This window comes from Campylobacter sp. P091, assembly GCF_002138935.1.
GTDB lineage: Bacteria > Campylobacterota > Campylobacteria > Campylobacterales > Campylobacteraceae > Campylobacter > Campylobacter devanensis.
This window is the reverse complement of the sequence record NZ_MJKZ01000001.1, coordinates 259,091-285,703: the sequence shown is the minus strand read 5'-3', so window position 1 is coordinate 285,703 and position 26,613 is coordinate 259,091. Positions and strand designations below refer to the sequence as shown.

Here is a 26,613-nt window from a genome sequence, read left to right as displayed (position 1 = left end):
GTTTTTGTGAGATTTATTATTTTTTTTATGTTTTTAGCTAGCTACGCTTTTGGTATTAGCGTTACTGATATGCGTGGTAAAACCGTACAAATTCCATCAAATTTAAATAGAATAGCTACTATTAGCGATGGCTTTGTTGAGAGTGTTATGACGCACCTTGGTGAGATTCGCAGAGTCAGCGCAATTGCATCTTGGTCGCTAAAGCGTGATTATAGATATAAGATTAAAGGCATAAACGAAGAGCTTGAATTTACTGGATTAAATACTATGAGAGCTATGCATCCATGGCTTGATGCTTTGCCATGCTTTAACTCACCTCAAGGCAATATTATCAACTATGAAACCCTAATGCAATCAGCCCCGCAACTTATTATAGTTCGAGTAGGGGATTGTACTATTGGTGGAGCAGATAAGGCGGCATTAGAAAAAACATTATCTATACTAGAAGCCTCCAAAATTCCTTTAGTTGTACTATACTCGCCTACATATACTAAAAATTTAGCTACGATAAAAGATGAAATGAGAATCATTGGTGAGATTTTTGGAAAGAGTGAGCAAACCTTAAAACTCTATGAGTATTTAGTTGGGATTGAGAATTTAATAAAATCTCGCACCCAAACTGCTACAAATCAGCCAAAAATGCTATATCTAGGCCTAAGTCTAGCAGCTAAGAAAAATGGTGCTAGTGGCATCACATATGGCATTGATACTCCAGAATCTCAGCTCTTAACTACTACTATAAATGCTCAAAACGCATTTAATTTGGCTAAAGGCTCTAGGATAATGATTAGTGCAGAACAGATATATGCTCTTGAACCTGATGTTATATTGCTACCTACATATAATGGCTATCATCCAACATTTGAACTTTATGAAAATGAGAGTTATGCCAATTTACGAGAGCTAAAGGCTGTGCGTCAAAAACGAGTATATTCACTTCCATGGACGCCGATGAACTGCTCAAGGCGTCTAGAATATCCTTTGGAGCTTTTAATAATTGCAAAAGCAGCGCATCCAGATAAATTTACTGATATAAATATTGGCAACTTTGCGCTAGAGTTTTACCAAAAATTATATGGGGTAGATATAGAGGCTGCTAAAATGCTTCGTTCAGCACAAATTTTGGATTGGACTGAGCAGTTTTGAGAGTTTTTTTAGTTGTAGTTTTGCTCTTTGTTTTATTAATTTGCGCATCAATTTTTGCCTTGCTTAGTGGAAATTTAGCTCTAAGCGTAGCCGATGTGATGGGCGTGATTGCTTATAAGCTTTTTGGAATAGGAGAGCTAAGTGCAACTGGAGAGATTGTGGTATGGAATCTTAGAGTGCCTAGGATTTTAATAGCGATTTTAGTAGGAGTTTCTTTAGCGTGTGCTGGAGCGATTTATCAAAGTATTTTTAGAAATCCTTTAGTTGAGCCATTTATCTTAGGGGCTAGTTCTGGGGCTAGTTTTGGGGCTAGTCTTGCGATTTTATTGCCAAGCATCTTTTTTTCACTTGAGCTTAGTGCTTTTACTTTTGGACTGTTGGCGGTATTTTTAGCCTATACTTTAGCTTTTGAAAGAGGTGTTATAAATAGTGTTGCACTTGTGCTTTCAGGGGTTATTGTGGGGGCGATTTTTAGTTCGCTTGTTGGAATTATGAAGTATTTAAGCGAGGATGCTCAATTAAGAGAGATTACATTTTGGATGATGGGTGGACTATATCACGCTAGTTGGGATGATATAGCTGTAAATGGACTATTTGGTATACCGTGTTTTATCATTGCTTTTGCTCTTTCGTGGAAGCTAAATTTGCTTAGCCTTGGCGATGAAGAGGCTAGATCGCTAGGTGTAAATCCACAAATTTATAAAGCTATTTTTATCGTTATAGCAACTTTGCTTAGTGCTTTAAGCGTAGCAAGTGTAGGGATTGTAGCGTGGATTGGACTAATGATGCCGCATGCTGCTAGAATGCTAGTAGGTGCTGATAATAGAGTGATTTTACCTGTAGCTGGACTGATGGGAGCGATTTATTTGCTGCTTTGTGATACTTTATCTAGGACGCTAAGCAGCGGAGAAATTCCTGTAGGGATTATTGTTTCGCTACTTGGGGCGCCGTTTTTACTATGGATTTTAAAGGTTAGAAGTGCAAAACTATTTGGATAAATTTGTAGTTGAAAATCTTAAATTTAGCTATGGAAACAACCAAATTTTGTGTGGAATTTCATTTGAGCTTGAGCGTGGGGATTTGCTTGGATTGATGGGATCAAATGGTAGCGGTAAAACCACATTGATACGCTCTCTTTTGGGATTTTTAAATGCTAGTTATTATGAGTATAAAATATTTGGAAGTGAGTTTAAAAGTCTTAAAATCAGTCAAATTTCAAGATTAATATCCTATGTTCCCCAAGCCCATAATTTACCATTTAATTATACTCTTTTTGATATGGTCTTAATGGGAAAAAGGCCGCATTTTGGCGGGGTTTTTGGTTTTAGTAAAGATGATATAAAAGTTGTAGAAAACGCTATGGATATTGTGGGAATTTTGCCTTTAAAAGATAAGAGTTTTAGCTCTCTTAGTGGCGGACAAAAGCAGCTAGGATTAATAGCTAGGGCTATAGCTCAAGACTCGCCTATAATGATTTTAGATGAGCCAACTAGTGCGTTAGATTTTAATAATCAAATTTTGATTTGGAAAACTATGCACGCCTTAGCAAAAAATGGTAAAATTATAATAATTTGTAGCCATGAGCCAAATCATATATTTTGGTTTGCCTCTAAGGTTTTAGCTATTAAAGATGGAAAGGCTTTAGCATTTGGCAAAAGTGAGATAATAAATGAGATTTTATTAGAACAAATTTATGGAGCAAACTATAAAATTTGCTCCTTAGCAAATCAAAAAATAATATACTATTCAATCAATTAATAAAGGAGAAAAAATGGCAAAAGTAGCTGTGATGATGACAAATGGTTTTGAAGAGATTGAAGCGCTTAGCGTGGTTGATATTTTACGCAGAGCTGGTGTAGAGACTAGTATGGTAGCACTTGAGAACTCTTTAGAAGTAATCGGTGCGCATGGCGTAAGCCTAAGAGCTGATGTATTATTTAATGAGTATGATTTTGCTAGTGCTGATATGATTGTTTTACCTGGAGGGCTTCCTGGAGCAGAATATCTAGCCAAAAGTGATAAACTTGGTCAAAAATTAAAAGAAGCCAAAGCAAATAACAAGAAGTTAGCAGCTATTTGTGCAGCTCCTTGGGCGCTTAGCACTGCTGAGGTTTTAGGTAAGCACTATACTTGTTATCCAGGATTTGAAGATACAGTAAATCACTCTGGATATAGGGCTGATAAAAATGTCGTAATAGATGGAAATATCATCACCTCAAGAGGTCCAGCTACGGCTATGGAGTTTGCTTTAATGCTTGTTCGTGAGCTATGTGGTGAGCAAAAATATAGCGAACTAAAATCTGGGCTTTTAGCCTAATTTTTAGCTTAAAAAATATAGTTGCATTTTTTGTCTTTTTATATTAAATTTGCTAAATTTTTGCTAAATTTAATATAAAAAATTATAGAATATTAAAATTTTTATCTACGGAGGTAATACATTGAGTAGCCAAGAAGATTTTGTAACCATTAAAGTCAAAAAATCAAAACTAAAATATGAAGAAGAGCTTAAAAAACTTCAGGTTGAATTTTTAAAATTTCAAACATATGTTAAAAAAGAGGGCTTAAAAGTCTTAATAATTTTTGAGGGTCGTGATGCTTCTGGTAAGGGCGGTACGATAAAAAGATTAATCGAACACGTAAACCCAAGGGGATGTCGTGTGGTTGCGCTTGAAAAACCAAGTGATGTTGAAAGAACTCAGTGGTATTTCCAACGCTATGTTGATCATTTGCCAAGCGCTGGAGAGATTGTAATCTTTGATAGAAGCTGGTATAACAGAGCTGGAGTTGAGCCTGTTATGGGATTTTGTACGCAAGAAGAGCATAGGGAGTTTTTACGCCAAGTTCCTAAATTTGAAGAGATGATAGTAAGCTCAGGGATTATTTTATTTAAGTTTTATTTCTCAGTATCAAAAGATGAGCAAAAAAGACGCTTTAAAGAGCGCAACACTGACCCATTAAAACAGTATAAACTCTCACCAGTTGATGAAAAGAGTCAAGAATTATGGGATCAATATACAATTGCTAAATACTCAATGCTATTAGCTTCAAATACTCCATATGCGCCTTGGTCAATCATTGTAAGCAATGATAAGAAAAAGGCTAGAATAAATGTATTTAAGCATATTTTAAGTAATGTAAATTATGATAACAAAATTAGCCAAAAAGAGCTAAAAGTAGATAATGAAATTTATAGAAGCGGAAGCGCTGAAATCCAAAAAATGGAAGAAAATTTCAACCAAGAACACATTAAAGCTAGGGATTAAGGTTAATTTGTTATAATACAACCTAAAATTTTATCAAGGAAAAATATGTCAAAAGTATGGAAATTCGGTGATAATATTGACACAGATGTCATAATAGCAGCTAGATACCTAAATACTAGCGATCCAGAAATTTTAGCTAAATATGTAATGGAAGATGCAGATAAAGATTTTAGCTCAAAAGTAAAAGTTGGCGATTGTATCGTAGCTGGGGAAAACTTTGGCTGTGGAAGTAGTCGTGAACACGCTCCAATAGCGATTAAAGCAGCTGGAATAAGTGTCGTAATCGCAAAATCATTTGCTAGAATTTTTTATAGAAATAGCTTTAATACAGGCCTATTGATACTTGAGTGTGCTCAAACTGATAGTATTAATGAAGGCGATGAATTAGAAATTGATTATAGTGGTGGAATTATTAAAAATTTAAGCCAAAATTGCGAGTATAAATTTGAACCAATTCCTGAATTTATGCAAGAACTAGTAAAGTCTGGCGGACTAATTAACTACGCTAAAAGCACTCTTTAAGGATATTTATGAAAAGTTATAATATTTGTGTAATAAAAGGCGATGGAATCGGCCCAGAGATCGCTGATGAAGCTATAAAAGTTCTTGATAGTGTGAGTGCTAAATTTAATTTTGAATTAAATTATGAGTACTATTTGATGGGAGGGGCAGCAATAGATGTCTTTGGTGAGCCTCTTCCTGATGAGACATTAAATGGCGCTAGAAAGAGCGATGCGGTACTTTTTGGTGCGATTGGTGGTGAGAAATGGGATAATCTACCTAGACATCTTCGCCCAGAGAGTGGGCTATTAAAGCTTAGAAAATCACTAAACGCATATGCAAATTTGCGTCCAGCAATGATATATGATGAGCTTATTAACGCCTCAACATTAAAAGCTGAGGTTATAAAGGGTGTAGATATCTTAGTTGTTAGAGAGCTAACTGGTGGATTATACTTTGGTCAGCCTAGAGAAAAGCTCGAAGATAGAGCCTATAACACAATGACTTATACAGTTAGCGAGATTGAAAGAATTGCTAAAATTGCCTTTGAAGCAGCGATGAAAAGACGTAAAAAAGTTTGTATGGTAGATAAGGCAAATGTACTTGAAACTAGTCAATTATGGCGTGAAGTAACAGCAAAAGTAGCACAAAATTACCCAGATGTAACGCTTGAGTATATGTATGTAGATAATGCAGCTATGCAACTTGTGAGATATCCAACTGGATTTGATGTTATTTTGACTGAAAATTTATTTGGAGATATTTTAAGCGATGAGGCTAGTATGGTTTGTGGCTCTATTGGTCTTCTTCCAAGTGCTTCAATGGGTGGTGATGTAGGAATCTATGAGCCAATCCATGGAAGTGCTCCAGACATAGCTGGACAAGGTATTGCTAATCCTATAGCTATGATTCTTTCAGCTGCAATGATGTTAAGATATGCCTTAGGTGAAAATGAAGCAGCAAACTGCATAGAAAACGCTATAAAAGCTGTATTAAAAGATGGCTATAGAACCAAAGATATCGCTAAATTTGACGCAGTTGAGATCTGTACAACTAGTGAAATCGGCTCAATTATTAGTGACTATATCAAAAAACAATGAGAGGCACAATTACAGAGGCTCTGATTTACGAAAATCAAGGGCTAAGAGATGAGGCTCTAGAGGTTTATAAAAATATTTTAATGCGTGATCCAAACAATCAAGAAGCACGCTCAGCTATTAGACGGCTAAGTGGTCTAAAGCGCAAAAATGGCGAGACAAATGAACAGATGCTAGAGTTTTATCTAAATTTAAAAGAAAACGATGATGCTGGTATAAGAGAATTTAAAAGGTGGTTGATAAAGATATGAGATTAGAAGATATTGCCAAGCTTACTATTGATGAGGTAAATGCTCAACTACAAGGCACAAGCAGTGCTGTGGCTAAAAATGGCTTTATCGTTGAAGAAGCAAGCGATAATGATGAATCTAATGAGTTAAGGCGTGAGTTTGATTTTAATCAAGAACCTCGTCAAACTATGCAGCCCCAGTTTAAAGCTCAAACTATAGCGCAAAAAGAGGCTGCTAAGAAAAATGCTATGGAGATAAAGGAGATGCTAGCTTCTAGAGTCGCATCTATGGATACTTCAGAACCATTAAGATCAAGACCGCAGCCAAAGCCGCAACTCCAACCACAAGCCCAGACAAGGCCACAAGCACAAAAAAATCTTGGATCAAGCGAGATGTTATATCTACAAGGGCTAAAAGAGAGAATTGGCGTGCTATTTGAGGGGCTAAATAGCGCTGATAGTAGTAATAGGGAATTTAGGATGGATATGACGATTAAATTTTTGGAATTTATGCTTGCTAGTATCGACAATAGGCTATCAAATCTCTCAAAATAGCGATTTTGACGAACTTAAAAAATTACTTTTAAACCATACAAAACGAGCCTACTTAGTTGGCGGATCGGTGCGTGATGCTATACTAGGAATTGGCTCAAAAGATTATGATATTGAGATTTACGATATTACGCCAGATAAATTTGATGCCCTGATGCAAGAGTGCGGTGCTGTAGGTGTGGGTAAGAGCTATTTTGTCTATAAGTTAAAAAACTATGATCTAAGTCTGCCACGAACTGAATCTAAAAGCGGATATGGTCATAAGGGTTTTAGTGTAGAGTATTGCAATGATGAACGCATAGCTAGCGCACGCAGAGATTTTACAATAAATTCAATTATGGTAAATATATTTAGCGGTGAGGTATTGGATTTTTGGGGTGGCGTGAGTGATTTAATGGCTAAAAGATTAAGAGTTACTAACCCTAAAACTTTTGGCGATGATAGTTTACGAGTACTTCGTGGAGTTCAGTTTGCTGCTAGATTTGATTTGGTTTGTAATAGCGATAGTCTTAAGATTATGCAAAAAATAGATATAAGCGATTTAAGTGCTAACCGCATATATTTAGAGCTTGAAAAGTTTTTTATAGCTAAATTTAAAAGACGTGCAATGGAGTTACTTAGTGAGCTTGGGCTAGATTTAAAGCTTTTTGGCGTGGAGTTTGATGAGCGATTTATACAACAAATTTCAAATAAAATTCACACTCACAAGGCTTCATTTTTATACCATTTAATTAACTATTATGCTATTGATGGCAAATCTCTTATCTCTAGACTTGCTTTGCCAAATTGCTATTCTATATCTTATAAACAGCCATTTTTAAGGCGAGTAAGTAAATTTGAACTACTTAAAATCGCCCTTGATATGCCGCTTTGTCAGTGGCTTGGACTTGATAGCAAGGCTAGAATTAAGATAGCAAAGGATTTGGGAATTTATGATTGTAAATTCTCACCGCATATTGATACCACCAGTATCAAGACAACTGGCAAAGCGTATGGCGATGAGCTAAAAAGACTTAAAATCAAGGCTATAAAGGATTATTTAAATGATTGCAATTGACCTTGGAAGCAACACGATTAGAGCCTGTAAAATGGAGTTGCTTAGTAGCGGTTTGTTTGAGTGCGTTTATAGCTTTGAGCGGATAGTTGGTTCAGCTCGTGGGCTAAGCCATACTGGATTAGCCATAGATGCTATGGAACGCATTAGAACAGCAGTGGCTCAGCTTTGTACTGAGGCGTCATTTAGCTCTAGTATAGCAGTAGCGACTGAGGCTTTTAGACAAGCGTCAAATTCTAGCGAATTTTTTAGGGATATTAGAGCTGAATTTGGTATCGAATTTAATATTATTAGTGGTGAAGTTGAAGCATATTTAACCCGTTTAGGTGTAGAAAATCGTGCTAAAATTTTAAATCTTAATCTAAAAGATTCTCTTTTAATCGATCTTGGTGGAGCTAGTACAGAGATTAGTTTTGGCGAGGTAAGTCGTAGTTTTAGCTTTGGGATTATCACAGCCTTAGAGAGCAATAAGAGGGCTGAGATATCAATGGCTATAGAGTTTATTAAGCAGTTTAAATTTAACAATATTATTTTAACTTCTGGCGTACCTACAACAGTTGCAGCGCTTAAGCAAGGGTTAAATTATACTAATTATAGAGCAGATTTGATAAATGGAGTGCAGATTAAAAATACAGATTTAAACTGGGCGGCAAATTTGCTAAAAACTATACCAAATAAAGATGAGCTAGTAGGTAAAAATCGTGCCGATTTGATTGTTAAAGGGTGTGAGATTTTATCAAATTTAGTAGGGTTTAACCCGTGTATAGTGATTGATGATGGTTTGCGAGAGGGTCTTTTTATAGCAAAAAAATTAAATTTAAAGGAGATAAAATGAGCGTAAAAGCACAAATTTTAAACGATATAAAAGCAGCGATGAAAGCTGGAAATAGTTTTGAGAGAGATACCTTGCGTATGATAAACTCGGCATTTAAGCAGATTGAAGTTGATGAGAGAGTGGAGCTAGATGACGCTAGAATCTTTACAATTTTACAAAGCGAGATTAAGCGTCGCAATGACTCAGCCACGCAGTATAAAAACGGCGGTAGAGATGACCTAGCACAAAAGGAGCTTGGCGAGATAGAGATAATCTCTAGATATCTACCAAAACAGCTTAGCGATGATGAATTGAAGGCGAAAATATCAGAGCTGATAGCGCAAAATAGCTTAAATGGGATTAAAGATTTAGGCGCATTGATGAAACTAGCCAAAGAATCCATCGGCTCAGCATGTGATGGTAAGCGTATGAGCGAAGCGGCTAAAAAGGCACTTTCATAATTTAAATTTGCCCCATTTAGGGGCTTTATTATTTGCAGTTATATGTGGTTGTTGCCGATAGGGTTTGGGTATGTTTGGACTCTATTGGCGTTTGGGTTGATTTTAGGTTTGCATATACTGCTGGGTGGCTAGTTCCGGTAAAATCAACGCTATTTAATACACAATTTTTACCAAGCTCATTTGAGTAAAGCTGTGCTTTTTGCATAGCGTTATTTAATACTTTAATGTGTAGTAGCTCGTTATTTTGTGTTGATATGGCATCTGATACTGATGGAGTTATGGCTGGTAGATTAATGCTTATAAACTCATTATTTTTTAATAGCGTATTTAATTGAGTAATTAAGTTATCATATTTATCAATGCTATTTTTATCAAATTTACATCCAATATCAAAGTTTATAAGCTGTCCGGTGATGATTCTAGCACCATCGTTGTAGCTATAGCTTGGATTTATTGAGTAGGTAGAAGCTTTACAAATTTGACTATCTTTGGCTAATTTTAACGCCTTATCAAGTGTAGCAGTGATAATTTCTAGCTCATTTGGAGCTATTTGGTCTTTGGTACGCAAAGCATTTGTAGATTCTAAGCTAATATTTGCACTAAATTGATCCGGAATAAACTCCACGCTCTGTGTAATTGTGCGATTAAATTTAAGCTCTTTATCACTAAACTGATTTTGAGATAAAAACTTAGCATCAAATACCACACCAGCGATGAATACTATAAGCACAGCCAAAGCAAAAAGCGACTTAAAAAGAAGATTTAACATACTTATCCTTATTTTTAAAATAATTTAGTATTTTACAGCTAAAAATAAAATATTTGGTTAAATTTATACCGCTTAGCTTGTTACCCAAGCTAAGCTCTATTTTTTTAAAAAAATTACTTAAAAAACCATCTAACATTATATTAACTTCAAATGGGTTTAAATTTATATTTTTTTGTATTTAAATTTTTTTGAAATATTTAGATATACGATATATAAATTATACTTTTTAGTTTTTATTATTCAGTTTATATTTTGTTTAATATATTATAATTTGTAACTCTATTTTACATAAGGATAGAAATGGCGAGCAAAGATGAGCGAATAGCTAAAATTTATGAAATATTATCTCAAAATAGCCAAAATATTACAGAACTTGCTAATAAGCTAAATGTAAGCACCAAAACCATAGAAAGAGATCTTAAAAGTCCGCTTCTTTTGAGCGAATTACAAAGAAAAGGGCAAAGCTGGAGTATAAAGCCAGTTAGCCAAAACTCTTTTGTGATAAATACGCTTAAAAAGCTCTCACTTGCGCTTGGTTTGGATTTTTATAAAAGAGTTAATAAATTTCTTCATGGTAACCGGGGGGGGCGCTCAACCTAGCTGATTCAACCCTTTTTACAGATATTAATAGCGAAAATTTAGAAAGTCGCAATATTGATGATATCTTGCTTTTACAATCTGCAATCAACCAAAAACTTCAAATTAGATTAAACTATGCAGGTAAGTTTCGCACTATAAATCCTTTAAAAATCGCACTTTTTGGCGGTTTTTGGTATTTAGTATGCGAAGAAAATGGCTTTGTAAAGACATTTTATTTAAAAGAGTTAGAAAATATCGAGCTATTAAATACACATTTTAAACTTTGTACTGATGTAAGTAATGTATTAAGAAATGCTAATTCTGTATGGTTTAGCAATGCAGAATCCTTTAGCGTTAAGCTGTTAATAAATTCACAAATATCTAAATATTTGATTCGTAAGCCATTAAAAACACAACGAATTATAGAAAAATTCAAAGACGGCTCATTAATAATAGAAATCTACGCAAACGATAAAATGCAAGTAAAGCCTATAATATATGAATATTTACCACATATCACGCTTTTAGAGCCACTTTGGCTAGCAAATGATATAAAGCAAGAATTGCAAAGCTATATAGAAAAACTTGAAACATAGATGATTAATATTTACAAATATAAAAAGTTACAATTTTCTACATAGAAATTTAAAATACAGACAATTAATGTCTAAAAATGTATTGTAATATTCTAAAATTAAACCATAAATAAACAAGGAGAAAAAATGGCAGAAATGAAAACAGAACAAAAATCTATTTTAAAATATTTTTCTGATATTCCTAATAATGAGAGTAAGTTTAATAAGTTTTTGATACCCATTTATCAAAGGCCTTATACTTGGTCGACAGATGAGTGTGAGCAATTGTGGAGTGATATCGAAAGCTTTTTCCAAGTTCAAATGGATAAAAAAGAAAATAACCAAGAAGATGATGAGCAATATTTTCTAGGGTCTATTGTAATGTATAAGCAAGATGGCAAACAGCATATCGTAGATGGACAGCAAAGGACAACTACGCTAATGCTATTGATTAAAGCTTTGTATGACAAGACAAGAAACAATGCCATCGGCAGTGAAAATCTAAAAGGACTACAAAAAAGTTTTGAGAAATGTTTGTGGGATATTAATTTTGTGACAGATAAAATTGATAAAAAATCCTCTCATCTTGAAAGCAAAGTTGCAAAAGAAAAAGATAAAGAGATATTAGAATCAATCTTACACGATGAATATGAGCTACCTAAAAATATAGAAAAAGCGATAAAAAGTACAAAATCGCCTTATGAGAGAAATTATCTTTTTTTCGTTTCAAAAATACAAAATTCAGATCTTGTGATGAAATGGCCGGAATTTTGTCAAACGCTGCTTTTAAAATTCATTGTATTGACTATTGAATGCGGTGGTGCCGATAAGAACAAAAAGCTCGAAAACGCATTAAGAATTTTCAATACACTCAATAATCGTGGCATACCGCTAAGTGATTCTGATATATTTAAAAACACTATATTTGAATCCAAAGACGATAACGAAAAAGAAGCCTTTGGAGAAAAATGGAAAAAGATCGAAGAGTCTCTTGACGATAATAAAAACGATGGTATAGATATGAATTTCATATTTAGAAATTATATGCACTTAATACGAGCTAGAAATGGCAATAATCGCAATGAGATAGGATTAAGAAAATTTTTTAGCGAAGATAAAGGTCGTATCTTGACACAAAATGAAACAATGAGCGAGATTGAAGAGCTAAGTAAATTTTGGAATGGCGAATATAGAAGTAAGCTTAGCAATAGATCCTTGCAATTTTATGAAGTATTAGAGTATATACCAAATGAGTATTGGAAATACCTTGATAGCGTATATTTTATGTATTGCAAAGATAAAGGACTTGACTACTTTAAAGACCACGAGCAGTTTTTGGCTAAACTTGTTGCTAATATTCTTGTAAAACTCATCAACAAGCAGTCTTTATTTGAAGTGCGACCGATAATATTTAACGCCTATGTATCTTTATACAAAGATGGCAAAATAGACTTTAAAACAAATACAAAAGAGATTTTAGAAAGTGAGATGTTTAAAGATCAATTTAATAGTACAACTAGCCTTATAAAAGCTCTTTTAAAACTCTATCTATACCTAGAATATCCAGATCAAGAAGTAGGGATTGGGAATTTACACATAGAGCATATATTTCCGCAAAAATTCAGAAGGGACTATGAGAAGTGGGCAAATGAAGCAAAGCCACTTATAAACTCTATTGGCAATCAAATGTGGCTTGAACAAAAGCTAAATATAGAAGCAAGCAACGACTACTTTGATAATAAAAAAGAGCAATACTCTAAATCAAAGATCTTAGAAGCGCAAGAATTATCCAAATATGATAAAAGCGATTGGCGAAAAGATGATATAGAAAAACGCAGAGATAAAATCTATGACAGATTGGTGGCGTTTTTTAAAGAGAATATTGAGAAGTAAAAATGGCAAAATTTCAACCAAAAACAAAAGAAGAGTTACAAGAGCTAGTAGATAACCTTGAAATCAAGCTAGGTGATATAGATACAAGCCTTATTACTGATATGTCATATTTGTTTAATAGCACGGACAGAAAGGATTTTAGCGGTATTGAAAATTGGGATGTTTCAAAAGTTACTAATATGTCTAGTATGTTTGATGACGCGAAATTCTTTAATATGGATATTTCGCAATGGGATGTAAGCCAAGTAACTGATATGAGCCATATGTTTATATTCGCAAAGACTTTCAACAAATCATTAAATAATTGGAATGTGTCTAATGTTGAAAATATGAGTTATATGTTTTTTGGAGCTAAATCTTATAATCAGCTTATGAATGCGTGGAATGTCTCTAAAGTTACTGATATGAGTAGTATGTTTGGAGATGCTAAATACTTCAACTCTGATATATCTAATTGGGATGTGTCTAATGTTGAAAATATGAGCTATATGTTTTATGGAGCTACAAACTTTAATCAACCATTAAATAACTGGAATGTATCTAAAGTTACTGATATGAGCTGTATGTTTGACGAAGCTGAAAAATTCAATCAACCACTTGAAAAGTGGAATGTATCTAAAGTTGCTGATATGAGTAGCATGTTTTCTGGTGCTAAATATTTCAACTCTGATATATCTAATTGGGATGTGTCTAATGTTGAAAATATGAGCTATATGTTTTATGGAGCTACAAACTTTAATCAACCATTAAATAACTGGAATGTCTCTAAAGTTACTGATATGAGTGGTATGTTTGAAGGAGCCAAAGCCTATACCTATGGAGAGCTAGAAAATTAAAACAATAAAAAAGTATAATATGCTTGAAAAAATGAGTTAAAAAGTCTGTAAATGTCAAGAGTGTATAAAATGTAATTCACTAATTAAAGGAAATAAAATGGGTCTTTCAAAATCTCTTTATGTAAATGGTATTCAATGCCCTAAATTAATGTGGCTAAGCAAGCATCGCAAAGGCGATGAGAGGGTGTTTGAGCCAAATGCTAGTTTGGAGGCTATTTTTGAGCGTGGTAATGAAGTGGGCGAGCTAGCTTGTGAGCTATTTGCTGGCGGTGAGCGTATAAAATGGGAAAACTCTACTTTTGATGAAAAAATAGCCCAAACTAGTGAGCTGATCGCAAAAGGCACTCGATATATTTATGAAGCAACTTTTAGTTTTAAAAGCGCTTTGATTATGGTGGATATTTTGGAGATTTTGCCTAGTGGTGAGTTGGTGATAAATGAAGTCAAATCAAGCACCATTAATCCATCAAGGCCTCGACCAAATGAAGCTTATTTAAATGACACAGCTTTTCAATACTTTGTTCTAGCTTCACTTGGATATAATGTCAAAAATGTAAATTTGATTTGTCTTAATAGCGATTATATAAGGGGCGATGAGCTTGATATTCATCAGTTATTTTATATCCTTGACCTTACGCAAAATGCCAAAAAGCAGTTTAATAGTATAAAAGAAAATGTGGAGCATTTTGAGAAAATCTTAGAGCAAAAAGATGAGCCAAAGTGCGATATAGGCATACAGTGCGGTAAGCCGCATGAGTGTGAAGCAAAAAATTATTGCTGGAGGCAAGCTGGTGCTTTAGTAGAAGGTAGCGTTTTTGATATAGCCTTGCTTGGTGGTAAGCAAAAGTTTAATAGACAAACTCTTTTTGAGTTATTTCATAACAATATAAAAACAATTGATGAAATTAAAAATTTTGATAAAATTCCACCTTATTTTTTAACGCAAATCAAAGCTCGCCAGCAAAAACTAAGAATAGTAGATAAAAATGCTATAAGAGAGTTTTTATCTACTCTTAGCTATCCGATCTATCATTTAGACTTTGAGACCTTTCAAGTAGCTATTCCGCTATGGCGTGGGACTAAACCATACGAGCAAATACCATTTCAATACTCTTTACATATAGATAAAGGTGATGGAAGCACTCCTACACATAAAGAGTTTTTGCCAAATGAGTTTTGCGATCCGCGTTTGCAGCTAGCAGAGCGATTGGTAAATGACATACCAAAAGATGTATGTGTATTGGCTTATAATGCTAAATTTGAAAAAGGCGTGCTTAAAAGCTTGGCTAGTATCTTTCCTAATTTAGCAGAGCATCTGATGGCTATACATGATAATATAAAAGATTTAATGCTACCATTTGATAAAAGGTATTTTTATGATTATAAGCAAAATGGAGGTTATTCTATTAAAGATATACAACCTATACTAGCGCCAAGCATAGATGAAGGATATAAAGCCATGAAAGCAAAAGGAGAAATCTCTAATGGCGGTGAAGCTATGCAAGCTTTTCCTAGTTTTAAGGATAAAAGCGTTGATAAAATACAGGAGTTAAGAAAACAGCTTTTAGCGTATTGTGGGCTTGATACTTTGGCTATGGTGAAGGTGCTAGAAGGGCTAAAAGAGTTAGTTGAATAAGCTTTCATATTTGCCTTTCATTGTGAGCTTTTGGCAAAGGCAAAAGCGTGGCAATCTCAAAATTCAAATTTAAATCAAATTCGAAAACCTTAATGCGAGATTGCCGCAGTCGTTTCACTCCTTCGTAATGACGCATAAGGGCTTTGCCTTTATGTCTCGCAGCGTCGTCAAATGATAATTAGTATCGTTTGACTATCACGCTACTCGCTTATTATTGCAAGAGAGTTGTTTGTGTTGTTATTAAATCAATACTCGAATTTTTTATAGGTTTGATTTGGATATGCTTTAACTCAAAAATAAACAAAATAAGATAATAACACAAAGTTTAAATCTAATTAAATATCAATTTTATAGGGTTTAAAATATTTAAAAAAGCGCTAAAAAAATAATATTGGTGCCTAGGGGGAGACTTGAACTCCCGACCTCCGGCTTATGAGACCAGCGCTCTAACCAGCTGAGCTACCGAGGCACAAAGGATTATGGTGGCTCTAACAGGACTTGAACCTGTGACCCCCACCATGTCAAGGTGATGCTCTACCAACTGAGCTATAGAACCTTTTTGGCTAAAAAGAATAGAATTATACAAATTCAAGCCTTAAATTTGAATAAATTTTTGGGCTTGAATTTAAAATTTATACCAAATTTGCCTTTACAAGCATAGCATAAAGAATCACAAACATAATGATTGTTGGAATTTCGTTATAAATTCTAAAGAATTTACCGCTTTTTGTGCAGCGATTTTCTTTAAATTGTTTCATAAAATATCCTAAACTAAAATGATAAATCACTAAAATCACTACACAAAGTAATTTCATATGAAAATATCCTTGCTTCATTAGTTCGGGTTTAGCGCCAATTAAAATAAATAATCCTGAAGCTATCGTAATAATCATCGCAATCCATCCAATTCCATGAAATAGTTTGGATTCTTGAATCTTTACAACATCACAAAAGCCGTTATTTGCGATATGTTCAGCATGATAAACAAATAGCCTAGGCAGATAAAAAAGCATCGCCATCCACGATATAAAAGCAGCATAGTGCAACCATTTTAACCATAAATAGGTTTGAAATTCCATATTTTCTCCTTAATTTTTTTGCAAGTTTAGCATATGATTTATAAATGAATTTAAATATTTTTTAAAATCATATCTTTTTGCCTTAGATACTCTTCGTAATTTATAGCACCACTTTTGTAAAGCTCGTAAAGTTTTTCTATATTTTCTAAATTTTTAATATCACTAATACTATGCTGCAATGCGCTTATCTCGTTTATTTTTGCCACCCAGCTATGAAGCAAAAAAGCATCAATTAGCCACCATATTAGCCAAAATCCTAAAAATATATAGCCAATTAAAAATATTGTCGTAGCACTTCCAATCCAAAATAGTGTTAACTGCATAACTCCGCTTAAAAACTTTCCGCAGTAAATTCTATGAGCGCTAAAAGCTGATAGAAAAAACCATAACAGATAGGCTATGTAGATATTTCGTCCCATTACTTTGCCTTTTTTTGGATTAAGGTTTGTAGCAAGATTATAGCTACGCCTAAATTTATCATAATATCAGCAAAGTTAAATACAGCAAACTCAAACCACTTATGCCAAAATATATAATCGACTACGCCTGGATGTATGAATCTATCAAAAATATTAGAACATCCACCGCCTAAAATCAAACTAAAAGCCGCTGTGTGCGACTTTAAAAGCTCTTTTTGCTTAATTAAATAAATAGCTAAAAGTGCGATTAATGCAATCTGAAGATATTTTAAATTTCCTTCTAAAAATGCTAACATTGAAAATGCAACGCCTTTATTGTAAACTAGCACTAGATCAATAAAATCGCTTTGCCATCTAAAGCCTTGCAAAAATAGCCATTTGATTAGCTGGTCAGCTGCAAAAATGATAGCAAAATAGCCTAAAAATTGTAAAAATACCTTATTCATTTAATGCTTTTAAAAAGAATTTTTCTACCTCTTCCATCTTTTGAGCGACTAGATTTTCATCCTTGCCCTCTAAGAGTAGTCTAATTAAGTTCTCTGTACCAGAGTAGCGAAATAGTGATCTAATATGGAGTTTTTCTAGTTCGGATTCAAGCTCTTTTATTCCGCTGATTTGATCAAGTGGGCGTTTTTGTACTATTTTTAAATTTGTTAATTTTTGTGGATATGGTTTGATTTTTCCAAATATTTCACTAGCTTTTTTACCACTTTTTAATAAGCATGCACTAACTTGAAGTGCTGAGACTAATCCATCTCCGGTTTTAGAAAAGTCGCTAAATATGATATGGCCGCTTTGTTCGCCTCCAAAGTTTATCCCATGTTCTTTCATCATCTCTAAGACATATTTATCGCCAACATTTGAGCGTTTGAGGGCAATTTTGCGTTTGCTTAAGTAATCATCTAAAGCAGCATTGCTCATCACAGTTGTTACTATTGCTTTTTTGCTTAGCATATTGTTATCATCTAAATAGCTAGCCAATACCCCAAGAAGCGCATCACCATCGACTACTGTACCTTTTTCATCTACTACAACTAGCCTATCAGCATCTCCATCAAATGCAAATCCTATATCAGCTCTAAGTCTTTTAACCTCAGTAGCAAGACTCTCAGGATGCAAAGCGCCGCAATTTTCATTAATATTTGAACCATTTGGTTCATCATTTAAAACGATTATTTCAGCGCCTAATTCGCTAAATACTGTCGGAGCAACTTTATAGGCTGCACCATTTGCTACATCTAGGACAACTCTTAATCCTTTTAAGGTTAGCTCTTTTGGGAAGGAGTTTTTAATATGTACGATATAGCGACCTATTACATCGTCTATTCTTTTGGCGCTTCCGATATCTAGGCCAGTTTTTTGATTGTGTTGGATTAAATCTAGATTAAAGTAAATTTCTTCAATCTCTCTTTCATCGGCTTCAGCTAGTTTATTGCCACTCCCATCAAAAAATTTAATTCCATTATCAAAAAATGGATTGTGACTCGCACTTATCATAATTCCAGCATCACAACGCATATCTTCAGTTAAAAATGCAATAGCAGGAGTTGGCATTGGGCCAATTTGCACTACATCATAGCCAACTGCTGTAAGTCCTGCTACTATAGCAGTTTCTATCATATAGCCACTTTTTCTTGTATCTTTTCCTACTAGAATTTTATTAGTTTTAGAGTGCGCTCTAAAGTAAATTCCAGCAGCCATCGCTAGGCGCATAGCAGTCATTGCATCGAGCTTTTTACCTGCTAATCCTCTTACTCCATCAGTTCCAAATAGCTTCATATCATCCTCATAAATTTGTAAATTTAATCGTATTTTAGCTAAAAATGTTAAACTAACAAAAATAGTGCTAGAGTTGGCTATTTTACTATATTAAAAGATACTTAAATTCAGTTTTAATTAATAATATTTTGGTATAATTCCGAGCTAAAATTATGAAAAAGGTAAGTTATGGCAAATCATAAATCTGCTGAAAAAAGAGCAAGACAAACCATTAAAAGAACAGAGAGAAATAGATTCTACCGTACAAGACTTAAAAATTTAACAAAAGCGGTAAGAGTTGCAGTAGCTAACAACGATAAAGAAGCAGCATTATCAGCATTAAAAGATGTAAATAAAAGCTTCCATAGCTTTGTAAACAAAGGTTTCTTGAAAAAAGAGACAGCTTCTAGAAGAGTTAGCCGTTTAGCAAAATTAGTAAATACATTAGCTGCGTAAGCTAGTTTATGCTCGCACAAAAATTACAACCATTCATAGATCGTTTTAGCGAGATTGAGAGCTTGCTAAGCGATCCATCAGTCATTAGTGATATATCTCGTATGACTGAGCTTTCCAAAGAACAGCGAAATTTAGAACCGATTAAAGAGGCTAGTGATAGGTATCTTAGTATCTTATCAAGTATCGAAGAGAATCGTGAATTATTAGGTGATCCTGAGTTGGGTGAGTTGGCTAAAGATGAGCTTAAAACGCTTGAGCCAGCGCTTGAGAGATTAGAAAATGAGATTAGAATTCTACTTATTCCAAAAGATCCAAATGATGATAAAAATATATTTTTAGAGCTTAGAGCAGGTACTGGCGGAGATGAAGCAGCATTATTTGTTGGTGATTTGGCAAATGCATATATGCGCTATACAGAGCAAAGAGGATATAAATTCGAAATTGTTAGTTCTAGCGAGGGAAGTGCTGGCGGATTTAAAGAGATTATTTTGCTAATAAAAGGTGATGGTGCATATTCAAGACTTAAATTTGAAGGCGGTACCCATAGGGTTCAGCGTGTACCTGAAACTGAGTCACAAGGTAGGGTACATACATCTGCTATCACAGTAGCAGTAATGCCAGAAGTGCAAGATAGCGAGATTATTATCAATGAAAATGATCTTAAAATCGATGTAATGCGCAGTAGCGGTCATGGTGGTCAAAGCGTAAATACTACTGATTCGGCTGTAAGAATCACGCATAAACCAACTGGTTTGGTAGTTGTCAACCAAGATGGCAAAAGTCAGCATAAAAACAAAGAAGCCGCAATGAAGGTTTTAAAAGCCAGATTGTATGAGATGCAAGAAAAAGAGCGTCTAGCAGCCCAAAGTCAAGAGAGAAAAGATCAAGTCGGAACAGGCGATAGAAGTGGTAGAATTCGTACATACAACTATCCACAAAATAGAATTAGCGACCATAGGATAAACTTAACTTTATATAGACTTGATGCGATTATGGCCGGAGGGCTATTTGATGAAATTATCGATCCATTAATTGCTGATTATCAAGCAAATGCAATAGCGAGTGCTGGCTTGTGATGGAGTTGCTGCTTTTGGCTGTGGCACTATCGATGGATAGTGCAGCATTAGGCATAGCCAATGGCGCAAGATGTGGAAAATTAAATTTATTTAAAATTAGCAAAATTGCCTTTATTTATGGATTTTTTCAAGCCCTTATGTTGCTTATTGGTTACTTTTTAGGGCTTGAATTTATTAAATATGTCGAAGCCATTGATCATTATATAGCATTTTTTATATTATTTGTTTTGGGCGCTAAGATGATAAAAGATTCTAGAGAAGAAGAGAATCTAGAGTGTAGTATTGATTTGAGTTTAAAACTTTTAATAATTGGGGCGATCGCTACTAGTATAGACGCATTGGCTGTTGGTGTAGCACTTAGCTTTGAGGGCGGTAGTATCGCAGTTAGCTCAATAGTTGTAGGGCTAGTATGTTTTGCTATTTGTATTGTTGCAGTTTATATCGGCAAGTACCTAGGTGAAGCGCTAGAGAAAAAGGCGCTTATTTTGGGTGGGGTTATCCTTATAATTATCGGATTTAAGATTTTATTAACTCATATTTTTGATTTAGATATTTAGTTGGTATAGGCCATTTTTGATCTTTTTTATAACCCTTTTTTGGGTTAGTAAATTTATGGTATCAATGGCCGTTGGTTTGCTGATATTTAGCGTAGCGCATAGCTCTTTTATAGTGTATTTAAATCTCTTATTATCATCTAAATTATCTATGATAAACTCAATAATTTCTGATTTTTTATCCCCTAAAATCATACAAATTACACTTTTATATAGAGCTATATTATCCAAATTTATCTCCATTAATCTTTTTGATACATTATATCTAAGTTTGGATTATAGACGCTTGTTTGGATATCAAAAAATCCTAGCATAGTGTGAAAAATATTATCATGTGAAAAGCTATTATCTTTTAATATTTTTAAGCTTTCTAGCTGATTTTGATCTTTTAGCCATAGCAGTGCTGGGACTTTGGTTTGAAAATCTGGTGCTAAGAAATATGGGGCGCCATGAAGGTAAATTCCGTTTTCTCCAAGGCTCTCGCCATGGTCGCTAACATAGAATAATCCGGTTTGCATATCGCTTTGTTCTAGCATATCTACTATTTGATTGACTATATAATCTGTGTATAAAATTGTGTTATCATAGGTATTTACTATCTCTTCATAGGTGCAGTTTTTAAGCGTAGCGGTATCGCAAGTCGGGCTAAATCTAGCAAATTCTTTTGGGTATCTTTTGAAATATGTAGGTCCGTGGCTACCTTGGAGATGGATTACTATAAAGCTACTCTCTTTGGCATTTTGAATTCTATTTTGTATCTCTTCAAGCATAACGCCATCATAGCTATCGCCGCCAAAATTTTTGGTATCTTTTAAGCGAGCGCAGACGCCTTTGCAATATCCAGAGTTATTTCCTATCCAGCTTACTTTTATCCCAGCAGTCTCTAAGACATCTAGTAAATTTCCGCTATTTTGGGCTATATCAACGGAGAAATTATCTCTATTTAAATTTGAAAACATACAAGGCAAACTTATAGCAGTTGAGGTCCCGCATGAACTAAACTTAGAAAAGCTTAAAAGCCCATTTTTTATTGAGTATGGATTTGTATCATATTTATCATATCCATTTAGTGAGTAGTTTGCCGCTCTAGCAGTCTCACCAGCTATAAAGACAAATAGCTTTTTTGTCTCTTTTGTCTGTTTAGCATCAAGGCCAATAGGAGTAAATTCGGCCTTTGGTGATAGGGATTTTATATATTTGTAGCTTGAGTATAGTGAATAAAATGGGGTTGTGTAAAATCTTATTTGATTGTAATTTCTAAAAAATGGGATATAATCTTTGCTTAAAATACCAAAAAGAGAGCCAAAAACTACTAATGAAGAGATTATGAGTATGGTGCGATTTTTTAAGGCTGTTGAGATATTGGTTTTGGTTATTTTGACTTTTATTATCAAAAATACAGCCACAATGGCTAAAAATATCCAAAATATCATATTTAAATTTAATAGATCTTGAACCTCTTTGGCGTCTGTTTGAAGAGCATTTCTTATCATTTCGCTATCGATGATTACCGAGTAGGCATTCATAAAATAGGCCCCAACAACGCCAACGATGGTTACAAATATTGCTAAAGCCTTTGTGATATAGGGCAAAAATATTAAGCCAAATACAAATACTATTAACGAGTAAAATAGTATCGGTAAGGTTAATAAAGTAGAGATATTTTCAGAGAAATTTAAATTTTCAAACCCAAAGGCAAAAAATTTATAATTTAATACTGTGATAAATAGGGCAAAATATAGAATAAATTTGTTTGAGCTCAATATAATTTCCTTTGAATTAAATTAAAAAAGATAGATTATATAGTTAATTAGTAATTTAATGATAAAAATATGGTTAATGATTGTAAATTTTAAAAAATATTTTAAAATTTGAATTATAATGAGATTAAAAAAGGATTAAATTTGAGATTGATTTCGTGGAATGTCAATGGGCTTAGGGCTGTTGTAAATAAAGATGGATTTTCGTGGCTTGGTGAGTATAGGCCAGATTTTTTGGCTTTACAGGAGATAAAGGCAAGCGAGGATAAGATACCAGCCGAAATTTATAATCTAGGATTTGAGAATATATCTGTAAATTCAGCTAAAAGAGCGGGGTATTCGGGTGTGATGAGCTTATCAAATTTAAAAACACAAAATCTAAAATCGCAGTTTTTTGATGATGATGAGGGTAGAGTTTTGGAGCATAGATTTGATAATATCCATCTTTTTAATATATATTTCCCAAATGGTCAGCAAGGTGATGAGAGACTAGGGTATAAGATGGATTTTTATGATAAATTTCTAGTTTATATCAATGCTTTGGTTAGTGAGGGCAAAGGGGTGATATTTTGCGGTGATGTAAATACCGCTCATAAAGAAATTGATCTAAAAAATCCAAAGGCTAATGCTAAAACAAGCGGATTTTTGCCTTGTGAAAGGGAGTGGATAGATAGGGTTGTTGAAAGTGGATTTATAGATAGTTTTAGGTTTATAAATGGCGATGTAAAAGATGCGTATTCGTGGTGGAGTTATAGATTTAACGCACGGGCTAAAAATGTCGGCTGGAGGATTGATTATTTTTTTGTCTCGCAAGGGTTAAAAGATAGATTAAAAGATGCTTTTATATTAAGTGATATCGAGGGTAGTGATCACGCTCCAGTTGGGATTGATATTGATTTGTAGGAGAATTTTATGAGTTTAGTTTTGGTTATAGATATTCAAGAGAGATTAACTTCAGCGATGAGTGACGCAGAAGAGTTAGTAGCAAATTCGTTAAAGTTTTTACAAATTGCTAAAGAGCTTGGAATAAAAATCATTGCAACTGAGCAATATCCAAAAGGACTTGGAAATACTATAGATAGTTTAGATTGTTTTATAGATGAAAAATTCCAAAAGATGGAATTTAGCGCTTATAATGCTATAAAAGATCAATTAACAATGGTAAATAATATCTATATAATTGGCATTGAAGCACATATTTGTGTATATCAAACAGCTTTGGATTTAATAAAAAATGGCCATAATGTTACGCTAATTGATGAGTGTATTAGTTCTAGAGATCCAAAAAATAAATCCCTTGCATATGCAAATTTAAAAAATATAAGTGTAAAACCACTTGAAATGGTGGCATTTGAATTACTCAAAAGTGCTGAACACTCAAGCTTTAAGGTTATTTCAAAATTGATAAAATAGTTTTATTATTTTCTTTAGTGATAGCAAATTGCCACTAAAGAAAATAAGTTTTACTAATATTGCAAGAGATAAAAGCAGCAGTTAGAACTAACAAATTTAACTATATTTACTCCATATCATAGCTATCTTCTTCGTCCTCATTATCATATGAATAGTCATTTTCATCATAGTTGTAACTACGAGAATTTTTATAAGAAAATTCCTCATCTTCATAATCTTGCAGATCTTCATCTAGATCATCATCAAATCTGTTTGTCATCATTTTCTCCTTTATAAATTTGAATTTTTGGGATGGATTCTATGTATAGACTTCTACTAGGGAAAGCGAAACTCGCATCATCATATCGCTCTACTATCTCTATTATTTTTAGCATTACATCCTCTTTGGTAGCTAGATACTCGCCCCAAATCACGCTTTTGCTAAAGCAATATATCAAGATATTTATAGAGTTATCGCCAAACTCATCAAGCACTACAAAAAGATTGCTCTTATATCCATCTAGGTCATCGACTGAAACCATACTTTGGCGATATTTTATCCGTGCGTCATTGCTATTTAGGGCACTATCTATACCGCTTTTAGCGATGCCAGGGTGATTTAAAAGCATCTGTTTTATATCATTTATGCAGTTTTGAATACTCTCTTTGCTTGTAGTGTAGCTTAGGCCGACTTGCATTTTGATTTGGCGGCCGACTTTGCGACGATTCCAGTTTTTGATACTTTCGCTCATGATTTTTGAATTTGGTACAAATACCAAGGCATTATCAAAGGTTCTAATAGTGGTTTTTCTAAGTCCTACTTCTACTACGGTGCCTTCTATTCCAGCGCAAACTATCCAATCGCCTTGACTAAATGAGCTATCAAAAAGCAGTAAAATCGAGGCAAAAAAGTTGGCTATAATATCCTTTGTTGCTAGTGCTACGGCTAATCCACCGATACCAAGGGAGGCGATAATGGTGCTGATATCAAAGCCAATTTTGCTTAAAATTATCAAAATTGTAATGAGAATAACGATGAAATATAGCACTTTGATTATGAGATTTATCACCTCTTTTCGGCCTGATTTTTGAGCGATTTTAGATAATAGCATTATGCCATATCCATCAAGGGCACCTATCACAAACCACGCTATAACCACGCTATAAGCGATATCGAAGTAGTTTTTCATCTCTATATTTATGGTGGAAGGATAATAGGCAATTATCAAAGACAAATTCAAAGCATAAACAATAAAAAATGTAAATACCGGTAGCCTTATAGCGGCTACAAACTGCTCTTTAAATTGATTTTGCGTATTTTGATGGCGTGATAAGATGGTGATAAATATCCTATAAAGCAAAAGTGAGGTTAGTCTTGGTATTAAGATAAAAAATATACAAACTAAGATTATAATCGCTATTTTGCCGATATTTATAGAATTTGAGTTGAGGTTTAGAGATGAGTTTATCTTGTCAATTATGCTTTGTAAATTTAGGCTAGTTAACACAAAATTACTATCAAATAGTTCAGAATTATCCTTTAAATAGTTGAGAATTTCGCTATAAGTTTGCCTTTTTAGCTCTAAGGCCTCTATATCATCTTTATAAATTTGAGTTTGGTCTTGGCTTAGGGCTTTTATCTCTTGGTAGTTTGAGATTTGAATTTGAGTTATAGCATCTATCAAGGCTTCATCTGGAGTTTGGTCGTAGTCTTTGAAGGCTATTGAAATTTGAGATAGAGTTAGGTAGTAAATTTTGTCTAAATTTATAGATGCTAAATTTATTTGAGTTTTGATATAGTGATTAGAGCTAGGCTTATATTTTGCAAGCTCTTTATTTAGTGCTTTTATGTATGAGTTTATCTGTGTTTGATTGAAGTCGCTACTGCTAGTTATGAGTGCTGGTAGGCTCTTGATAAGGTTATCTTTTTCTTTTTGTAGAATGGATATCTCATCATTAATGCTAGCATTTTGCTCTTTTATTATGGTTAATTGAGAATTTAGCGATATGATTTTATCACTTACGCTAATTAGCTCATTTGATAATAAGATATTACAAAATAGATTAAAAATCAGTAAAAATTTGAGAGTAAATTTCTTCATAGTTGATGCTCTTTTCTAATAATTTAAAGCTTTTTGTAGTGTCATCATAGTTGTATAATTCTCCTGTTTCTATAATGTAGTGCCAACCATATAGTTTTAGCTCTTTGGCTTTGAGCTTGTCTATCACGCCTGGGAAGGTCATGATATTTTGAAGTGAGTTAATGATATTTAGCCTTTCAGTTACCCAAGCTCTTTTGGCTGGTGTGATATTTTTGTCTTTTAAAACTTCAGTTTTGATATCTTCAATTATCATAAGCCACTTTTTGACAATTGGTGTATTAGCTAGCTTATCATCGCTTTGATATAGCGCTTCGCAGCCACCGCAGTTGCTATGTCCGCAAACTATGATATTTTTAATCCCTAGAGTATGTATCGCATACTCAATAGCAGCCGTTGTAGCTAAAAATTCATCTACTAATCTATAATGTGGGACTATATTTGCGATATTTCGCACGACAAATAGCTCACCGGGCAAGGTATTGGTAATCAAATTTGGGACAACTCTAGAATCAGAACAACCGATAAATAGCGTGTGTGGCGCTTGTTTTTTACTTAGATGTTCAAATAGCTCTTTGTGCTCTATGAAGTTTTCTTCCATGAATTTAACTGCGC

At 33.9% G+C, this 26,613-nt stretch carries 32 protein-coding genes and 2 tRNA genes; 22 read left to right on the top strand and 12 right to left on the bottom strand.

The genetic code is table 11. The features are described 5' to 3' along the window. Window positions 1–6 precede the first annotated feature (6 nt). The 12 genes from CIGNP91_RS01475 (at window position 7) to CIGNP91_RS01420 (ending at window position 9,117) form a co-directional block, all read left to right on the top strand. The gene (locus CIGNP91_RS01475; protein WP_236846176.1) at window positions 7–1,146 is read left to right on the top strand and encodes an ABC transporter substrate-binding protein; all 1,140 of its coding nucleotides are present in this window, start codon (window positions 7–9) and stop codon (window positions 1,144–1,146) included. Then, window positions 1,143–2,144 (top strand): FecCD family ABC transporter permease, encoded by a 1,002-nt coding sequence (locus CIGNP91_RS01470; RefSeq protein ID WP_086253158.1) that lies wholly within the window; start codon window positions 1,143–1,145, stop codon window positions 2,142–2,144. The genes CIGNP91_RS01475 and CIGNP91_RS01470 overlap by 4 nt, the downstream gene beginning before the upstream one ends. Beyond that, window positions 2,125–2,904 (top strand): ABC transporter ATP-binding protein, encoded by a 780-nt coding sequence (locus CIGNP91_RS01465; RefSeq protein ID WP_236846926.1) that lies wholly within the window; start codon window positions 2,125–2,127, stop codon window positions 2,902–2,904. The genes CIGNP91_RS01470 and CIGNP91_RS01465 overlap by 20 nt, the downstream gene beginning before the upstream one ends. A gap of 13 nt (window positions 2,905–2,917) precedes the next feature. Then, complete coding sequence (locus CIGNP91_RS01460; RefSeq protein WP_086253157.1) at window positions 2,918–3,463, top strand: DJ-1 family glyoxalase III; 546 nt, start codon at window positions 2,918–2,920, stop codon at window positions 3,461–3,463. A gap of 121 nt (window positions 3,464–3,584) precedes the next feature. Further along, window positions 3,585–4,409: a polyphosphate kinase 2 gene (gene ppk2 / locus CIGNP91_RS01455; protein WP_180380602.1), complete on the top strand. Its 825-nt coding sequence runs from the start codon at window positions 3,585–3,587 to the stop codon at window positions 4,407–4,409. 45 nt (window positions 4,410–4,454) lie between these two features. Continuing rightward, on the top strand, window positions 4,455–4,931 hold the full coding sequence (locus CIGNP91_RS01450) for a 3-isopropylmalate dehydratase small subunit (RefSeq protein WP_086228333.1): 477 nt from the start codon (window positions 4,455–4,457) through the stop codon (window positions 4,929–4,931). 8 nt (window positions 4,932–4,939) lie between these two features. Next, on the top strand, window positions 4,940–6,010 hold the full coding sequence (gene leuB / locus CIGNP91_RS01445) for a 3-isopropylmalate dehydrogenase (protein WP_086224920.1): 1,071 nt from the start codon (window positions 4,940–4,942) through the stop codon (window positions 6,008–6,010). After that, on the top strand, window positions 6,007–6,258 hold the full coding sequence (locus tag CIGNP91_RS01440) for a hypothetical protein (protein ID WP_086224919.1): 252 nt from the start codon (window positions 6,007–6,009) through the stop codon (window positions 6,256–6,258). Before leuB ends, CIGNP91_RS01440 begins: the two co-directional genes overlap by 4 nt. Next, a complete protein-coding gene (locus CIGNP91_RS01435) occupies window positions 6,255–6,791 on the top strand; it encodes a CiaD-like domain-containing protein (RefSeq protein WP_086228332.1) in 537 nt (178 codons plus the stop codon). The genes CIGNP91_RS01440 and CIGNP91_RS01435 overlap by 4 nt, the downstream gene beginning before the upstream one ends. Beyond that, on the top strand, window positions 6,751–7,845 hold the full coding sequence (locus tag CIGNP91_RS01430; RefSeq protein ID WP_086253156.1) for a CCA tRNA nucleotidyltransferase: 1,095 nt from the start codon (window positions 6,751–6,753) through the stop codon (window positions 7,843–7,845). The genes CIGNP91_RS01435 and CIGNP91_RS01430 overlap by 41 nt, the downstream gene beginning before the upstream one ends. After that, a complete protein-coding gene (locus CIGNP91_RS01425; protein ID WP_086253155.1) occupies window positions 7,832–8,677 on the top strand; it encodes a Ppx/GppA phosphatase family protein in 846 nt (281 codons plus the stop codon). The genes CIGNP91_RS01430 and CIGNP91_RS01425 overlap by 14 nt, the downstream gene beginning before the upstream one ends. Beyond that, a complete protein-coding gene (locus CIGNP91_RS01420) occupies window positions 8,674–9,117 on the top strand; it encodes a GatB/YqeY domain-containing protein (RefSeq protein ID WP_086253154.1) in 444 nt (147 codons plus the stop codon). The genes CIGNP91_RS01425 and CIGNP91_RS01420 overlap by 4 nt, the downstream gene beginning before the upstream one ends. A gap of 28 nt (window positions 9,118–9,145) precedes the next feature. Here CIGNP91_RS01420 and CIGNP91_RS01415 read toward each other — a convergent pair whose 3' ends face one another. Then, the gene (locus tag CIGNP91_RS01415) at window positions 9,146–9,886 is read right to left on the bottom strand and encodes an SIMPL domain-containing protein (RefSeq protein WP_086253153.1); all 741 of its coding nucleotides are present in this window, start codon (window positions 9,884–9,886) and stop codon (window positions 9,146–9,148) included. Between the two features lie 300 nt (window positions 9,887–10,186). Here CIGNP91_RS01415 and CIGNP91_RS01410 point away from each other — a divergent pair, with 300 nt between their 5' ends. The 5 genes from CIGNP91_RS01410 (at window position 10,187) to CIGNP91_RS01390 (ending at window position 15,405) form a co-directional block, all read left to right on the top strand. Continuing rightward, window positions 10,187–10,486, top strand: coding sequence for an HTH domain-containing protein (locus tag CIGNP91_RS01410; RefSeq protein ID WP_086253152.1), 300 nt, complete (start codon window positions 10,187–10,189; stop codon window positions 10,484–10,486). A 65-nt stretch (window positions 10,487–10,551) separates the two neighbouring features. After that, a complete protein-coding gene (locus CIGNP91_RS01405) occupies window positions 10,552–11,061 on the top strand; it encodes a WYL domain-containing protein (protein WP_180380941.1) in 510 nt (169 codons plus the stop codon). A 126-nt stretch (window positions 11,062–11,187) separates the two neighbouring features. Further along, complete coding sequence (locus tag CIGNP91_RS01400) at window positions 11,188–12,933, top strand: DUF262 domain-containing protein (protein ID WP_086224912.1); 1,746 nt, start codon at window positions 11,188–11,190, stop codon at window positions 12,931–12,933. A gap of 2 nt (window positions 12,934–12,935) precedes the next feature. After that, on the top strand, window positions 12,936–13,769 hold the full coding sequence (locus tag CIGNP91_RS01395; protein WP_086253150.1) for a BspA family leucine-rich repeat surface protein: 834 nt from the start codon (window positions 12,936–12,938) through the stop codon (window positions 13,767–13,769). A 97-nt stretch (window positions 13,770–13,866) separates the two neighbouring features. Then, window positions 13,867–15,405, top strand: a complete 1,539-nt coding sequence (locus CIGNP91_RS01390; protein ID WP_086253149.1) for a DUF2779 domain-containing protein — start codon at window positions 13,867–13,869, stop codon at window positions 15,403–15,405. Window positions 15,406–15,797: 392 nt separating this feature from the next. Here the strand turns inward: CIGNP91_RS01390 and CIGNP91_RS01385 are convergent. From CIGNP91_RS01385 to glmM, 6 genes are all read right to left on the bottom strand, one after another. Beyond that, window positions 15,798–15,874, bottom strand: a tRNA-Met gene (locus CIGNP91_RS01385). Between the two features lie 11 nt (window positions 15,875–15,885). Beyond that, window positions 15,886–15,961 (bottom strand) — tRNA-Val (locus tag CIGNP91_RS01380). 76 nt (window positions 15,962–16,037) lie between these two features. Then, window positions 16,038–16,484, bottom strand: a complete 447-nt coding sequence (locus tag CIGNP91_RS01375; protein WP_086229387.1) for a CopD family protein — start codon at window positions 16,482–16,484, stop codon at window positions 16,038–16,040. Window positions 16,485–16,534: 50 nt separating this feature from the next. Next, window positions 16,535–16,903: an NINE protein gene (locus CIGNP91_RS01370; protein ID WP_086253148.1), complete on the bottom strand. Its 369-nt coding sequence runs from the start codon at window positions 16,901–16,903 to the stop codon at window positions 16,535–16,537. Then, window positions 16,903–17,349 (bottom strand): signal peptidase II, encoded by a 447-nt coding sequence (lspA, locus tag CIGNP91_RS01365; protein ID WP_086253147.1) that lies wholly within the window; start codon window positions 17,347–17,349, stop codon window positions 16,903–16,905. Before lspA ends, CIGNP91_RS01370 begins: the two co-directional genes overlap by 1 nt. Then, window positions 17,342–18,682 carry a phosphoglucosamine mutase gene (gene glmM / locus CIGNP91_RS01360; RefSeq protein WP_086227268.1) on the bottom strand — a complete coding sequence of 447 codons (1,341 nt, stop codon included), beginning with the start codon at window positions 18,680–18,682 and terminating at the stop codon, window positions 17,342–17,344. The genes lspA and glmM overlap by 8 nt, the downstream gene beginning before the upstream one ends. 168 nt (window positions 18,683–18,850) lie before the next feature. On the opposite strand from glmM, the gene rpsT reads away from it, so the two are divergent. From rpsT to CIGNP91_RS01345, 3 genes are read left to right on the top strand one after another with little or no spacing between them, the layout of a single operon-like run. Beyond that, window positions 18,851–19,117: a 30S ribosomal protein S20 gene (gene rpsT / locus CIGNP91_RS01355; protein ID WP_086225312.1), complete on the top strand. Its 267-nt coding sequence runs from the start codon at window positions 18,851–18,853 to the stop codon at window positions 19,115–19,117. An 8-nt stretch (window positions 19,118–19,125) separates the two neighbouring features. Next, a complete protein-coding gene (prfA, locus tag CIGNP91_RS01350) occupies window positions 19,126–20,193 on the top strand; it encodes a peptide chain release factor 1 (RefSeq protein WP_086225313.1) in 1,068 nt (355 codons plus the stop codon). Next, window positions 20,193–20,750 (top strand): manganese efflux pump MntP, encoded by a 558-nt coding sequence (locus tag CIGNP91_RS01345; RefSeq protein ID WP_086253146.1) that lies wholly within the window; start codon window positions 20,193–20,195, stop codon window positions 20,748–20,750. Before prfA ends, CIGNP91_RS01345 begins: the two co-directional genes overlap by 1 nt. Here CIGNP91_RS01345 and CIGNP91_RS01340 read toward each other — a convergent pair. Both CIGNP91_RS01340 and CIGNP91_RS01335 read right to left on the bottom strand, forming a co-directional pair. Further along, a complete protein-coding gene (locus CIGNP91_RS01340) occupies window positions 20,739–20,978 on the bottom strand; it encodes a replication/maintenance protein RepL (protein WP_179186995.1) in 240 nt (79 codons plus the stop codon). The two genes, CIGNP91_RS01345 and CIGNP91_RS01340, sit on opposite strands and share 12 nt — an antisense overlap. A gap of 11 nt (window positions 20,979–20,989) precedes the next feature. Further along, window positions 20,990–22,510, bottom strand: a complete 1,521-nt coding sequence (locus CIGNP91_RS01335) for a phosphoethanolamine transferase (protein ID WP_236848354.1) — start codon at window positions 22,508–22,510, stop codon at window positions 20,990–20,992. Window positions 22,511–22,651: 141 nt separating this feature from the next. On the opposite strand from CIGNP91_RS01335, the gene CIGNP91_RS01330 reads away from it, so the two are divergent. Together CIGNP91_RS01330 and CIGNP91_RS01325 are read left to right on the top strand one after the other, a co-directional pair. After that, complete coding sequence (locus CIGNP91_RS01330; RefSeq protein ID WP_086253144.1) at window positions 22,652–23,410, top strand: exodeoxyribonuclease III; 759 nt, start codon at window positions 22,652–22,654, stop codon at window positions 23,408–23,410. Between the two features lie 9 nt (window positions 23,411–23,419). Continuing rightward, entirely contained in the window at window positions 23,420–23,920 is a 501-nt protein-coding gene (locus CIGNP91_RS01325; protein WP_086253143.1) for an isochorismatase family protein, read from the top strand. A 106-nt stretch (window positions 23,921–24,026) separates the two neighbouring features. Here the strand turns inward: CIGNP91_RS01325 and CIGNP91_RS08550 are convergent, their stop codons facing one another. From CIGNP91_RS08550 to CIGNP91_RS01315, 3 genes are read right to left on the bottom strand one after another with little or no spacing between them, the layout of a single operon-like run. Further along, window positions 24,027–24,179, bottom strand: coding sequence for a hypothetical protein (locus tag CIGNP91_RS08550; RefSeq protein WP_179187280.1), 153 nt, complete (start codon window positions 24,177–24,179; stop codon window positions 24,027–24,029). Then, window positions 24,163–26,001 carry a mechanosensitive ion channel family protein gene (locus tag CIGNP91_RS01320; RefSeq protein WP_086253142.1) on the bottom strand — a complete coding sequence of 613 codons (1,839 nt, stop codon included), beginning with the start codon at window positions 25,999–26,001 and terminating at the stop codon, window positions 24,163–24,165. The genes CIGNP91_RS08550 and CIGNP91_RS01320 overlap by 17 nt, the downstream gene beginning before the upstream one ends. Further along, complete coding sequence (locus CIGNP91_RS01315; protein WP_086225428.1) at window positions 25,964–26,599, bottom strand: carbonic anhydrase; 636 nt, start codon at window positions 26,597–26,599, stop codon at window positions 25,964–25,966. The genes CIGNP91_RS01320 and CIGNP91_RS01315 overlap by 38 nt, the downstream gene beginning before the upstream one ends. Window positions 26,600–26,613 lie beyond the last annotated feature (14 nt).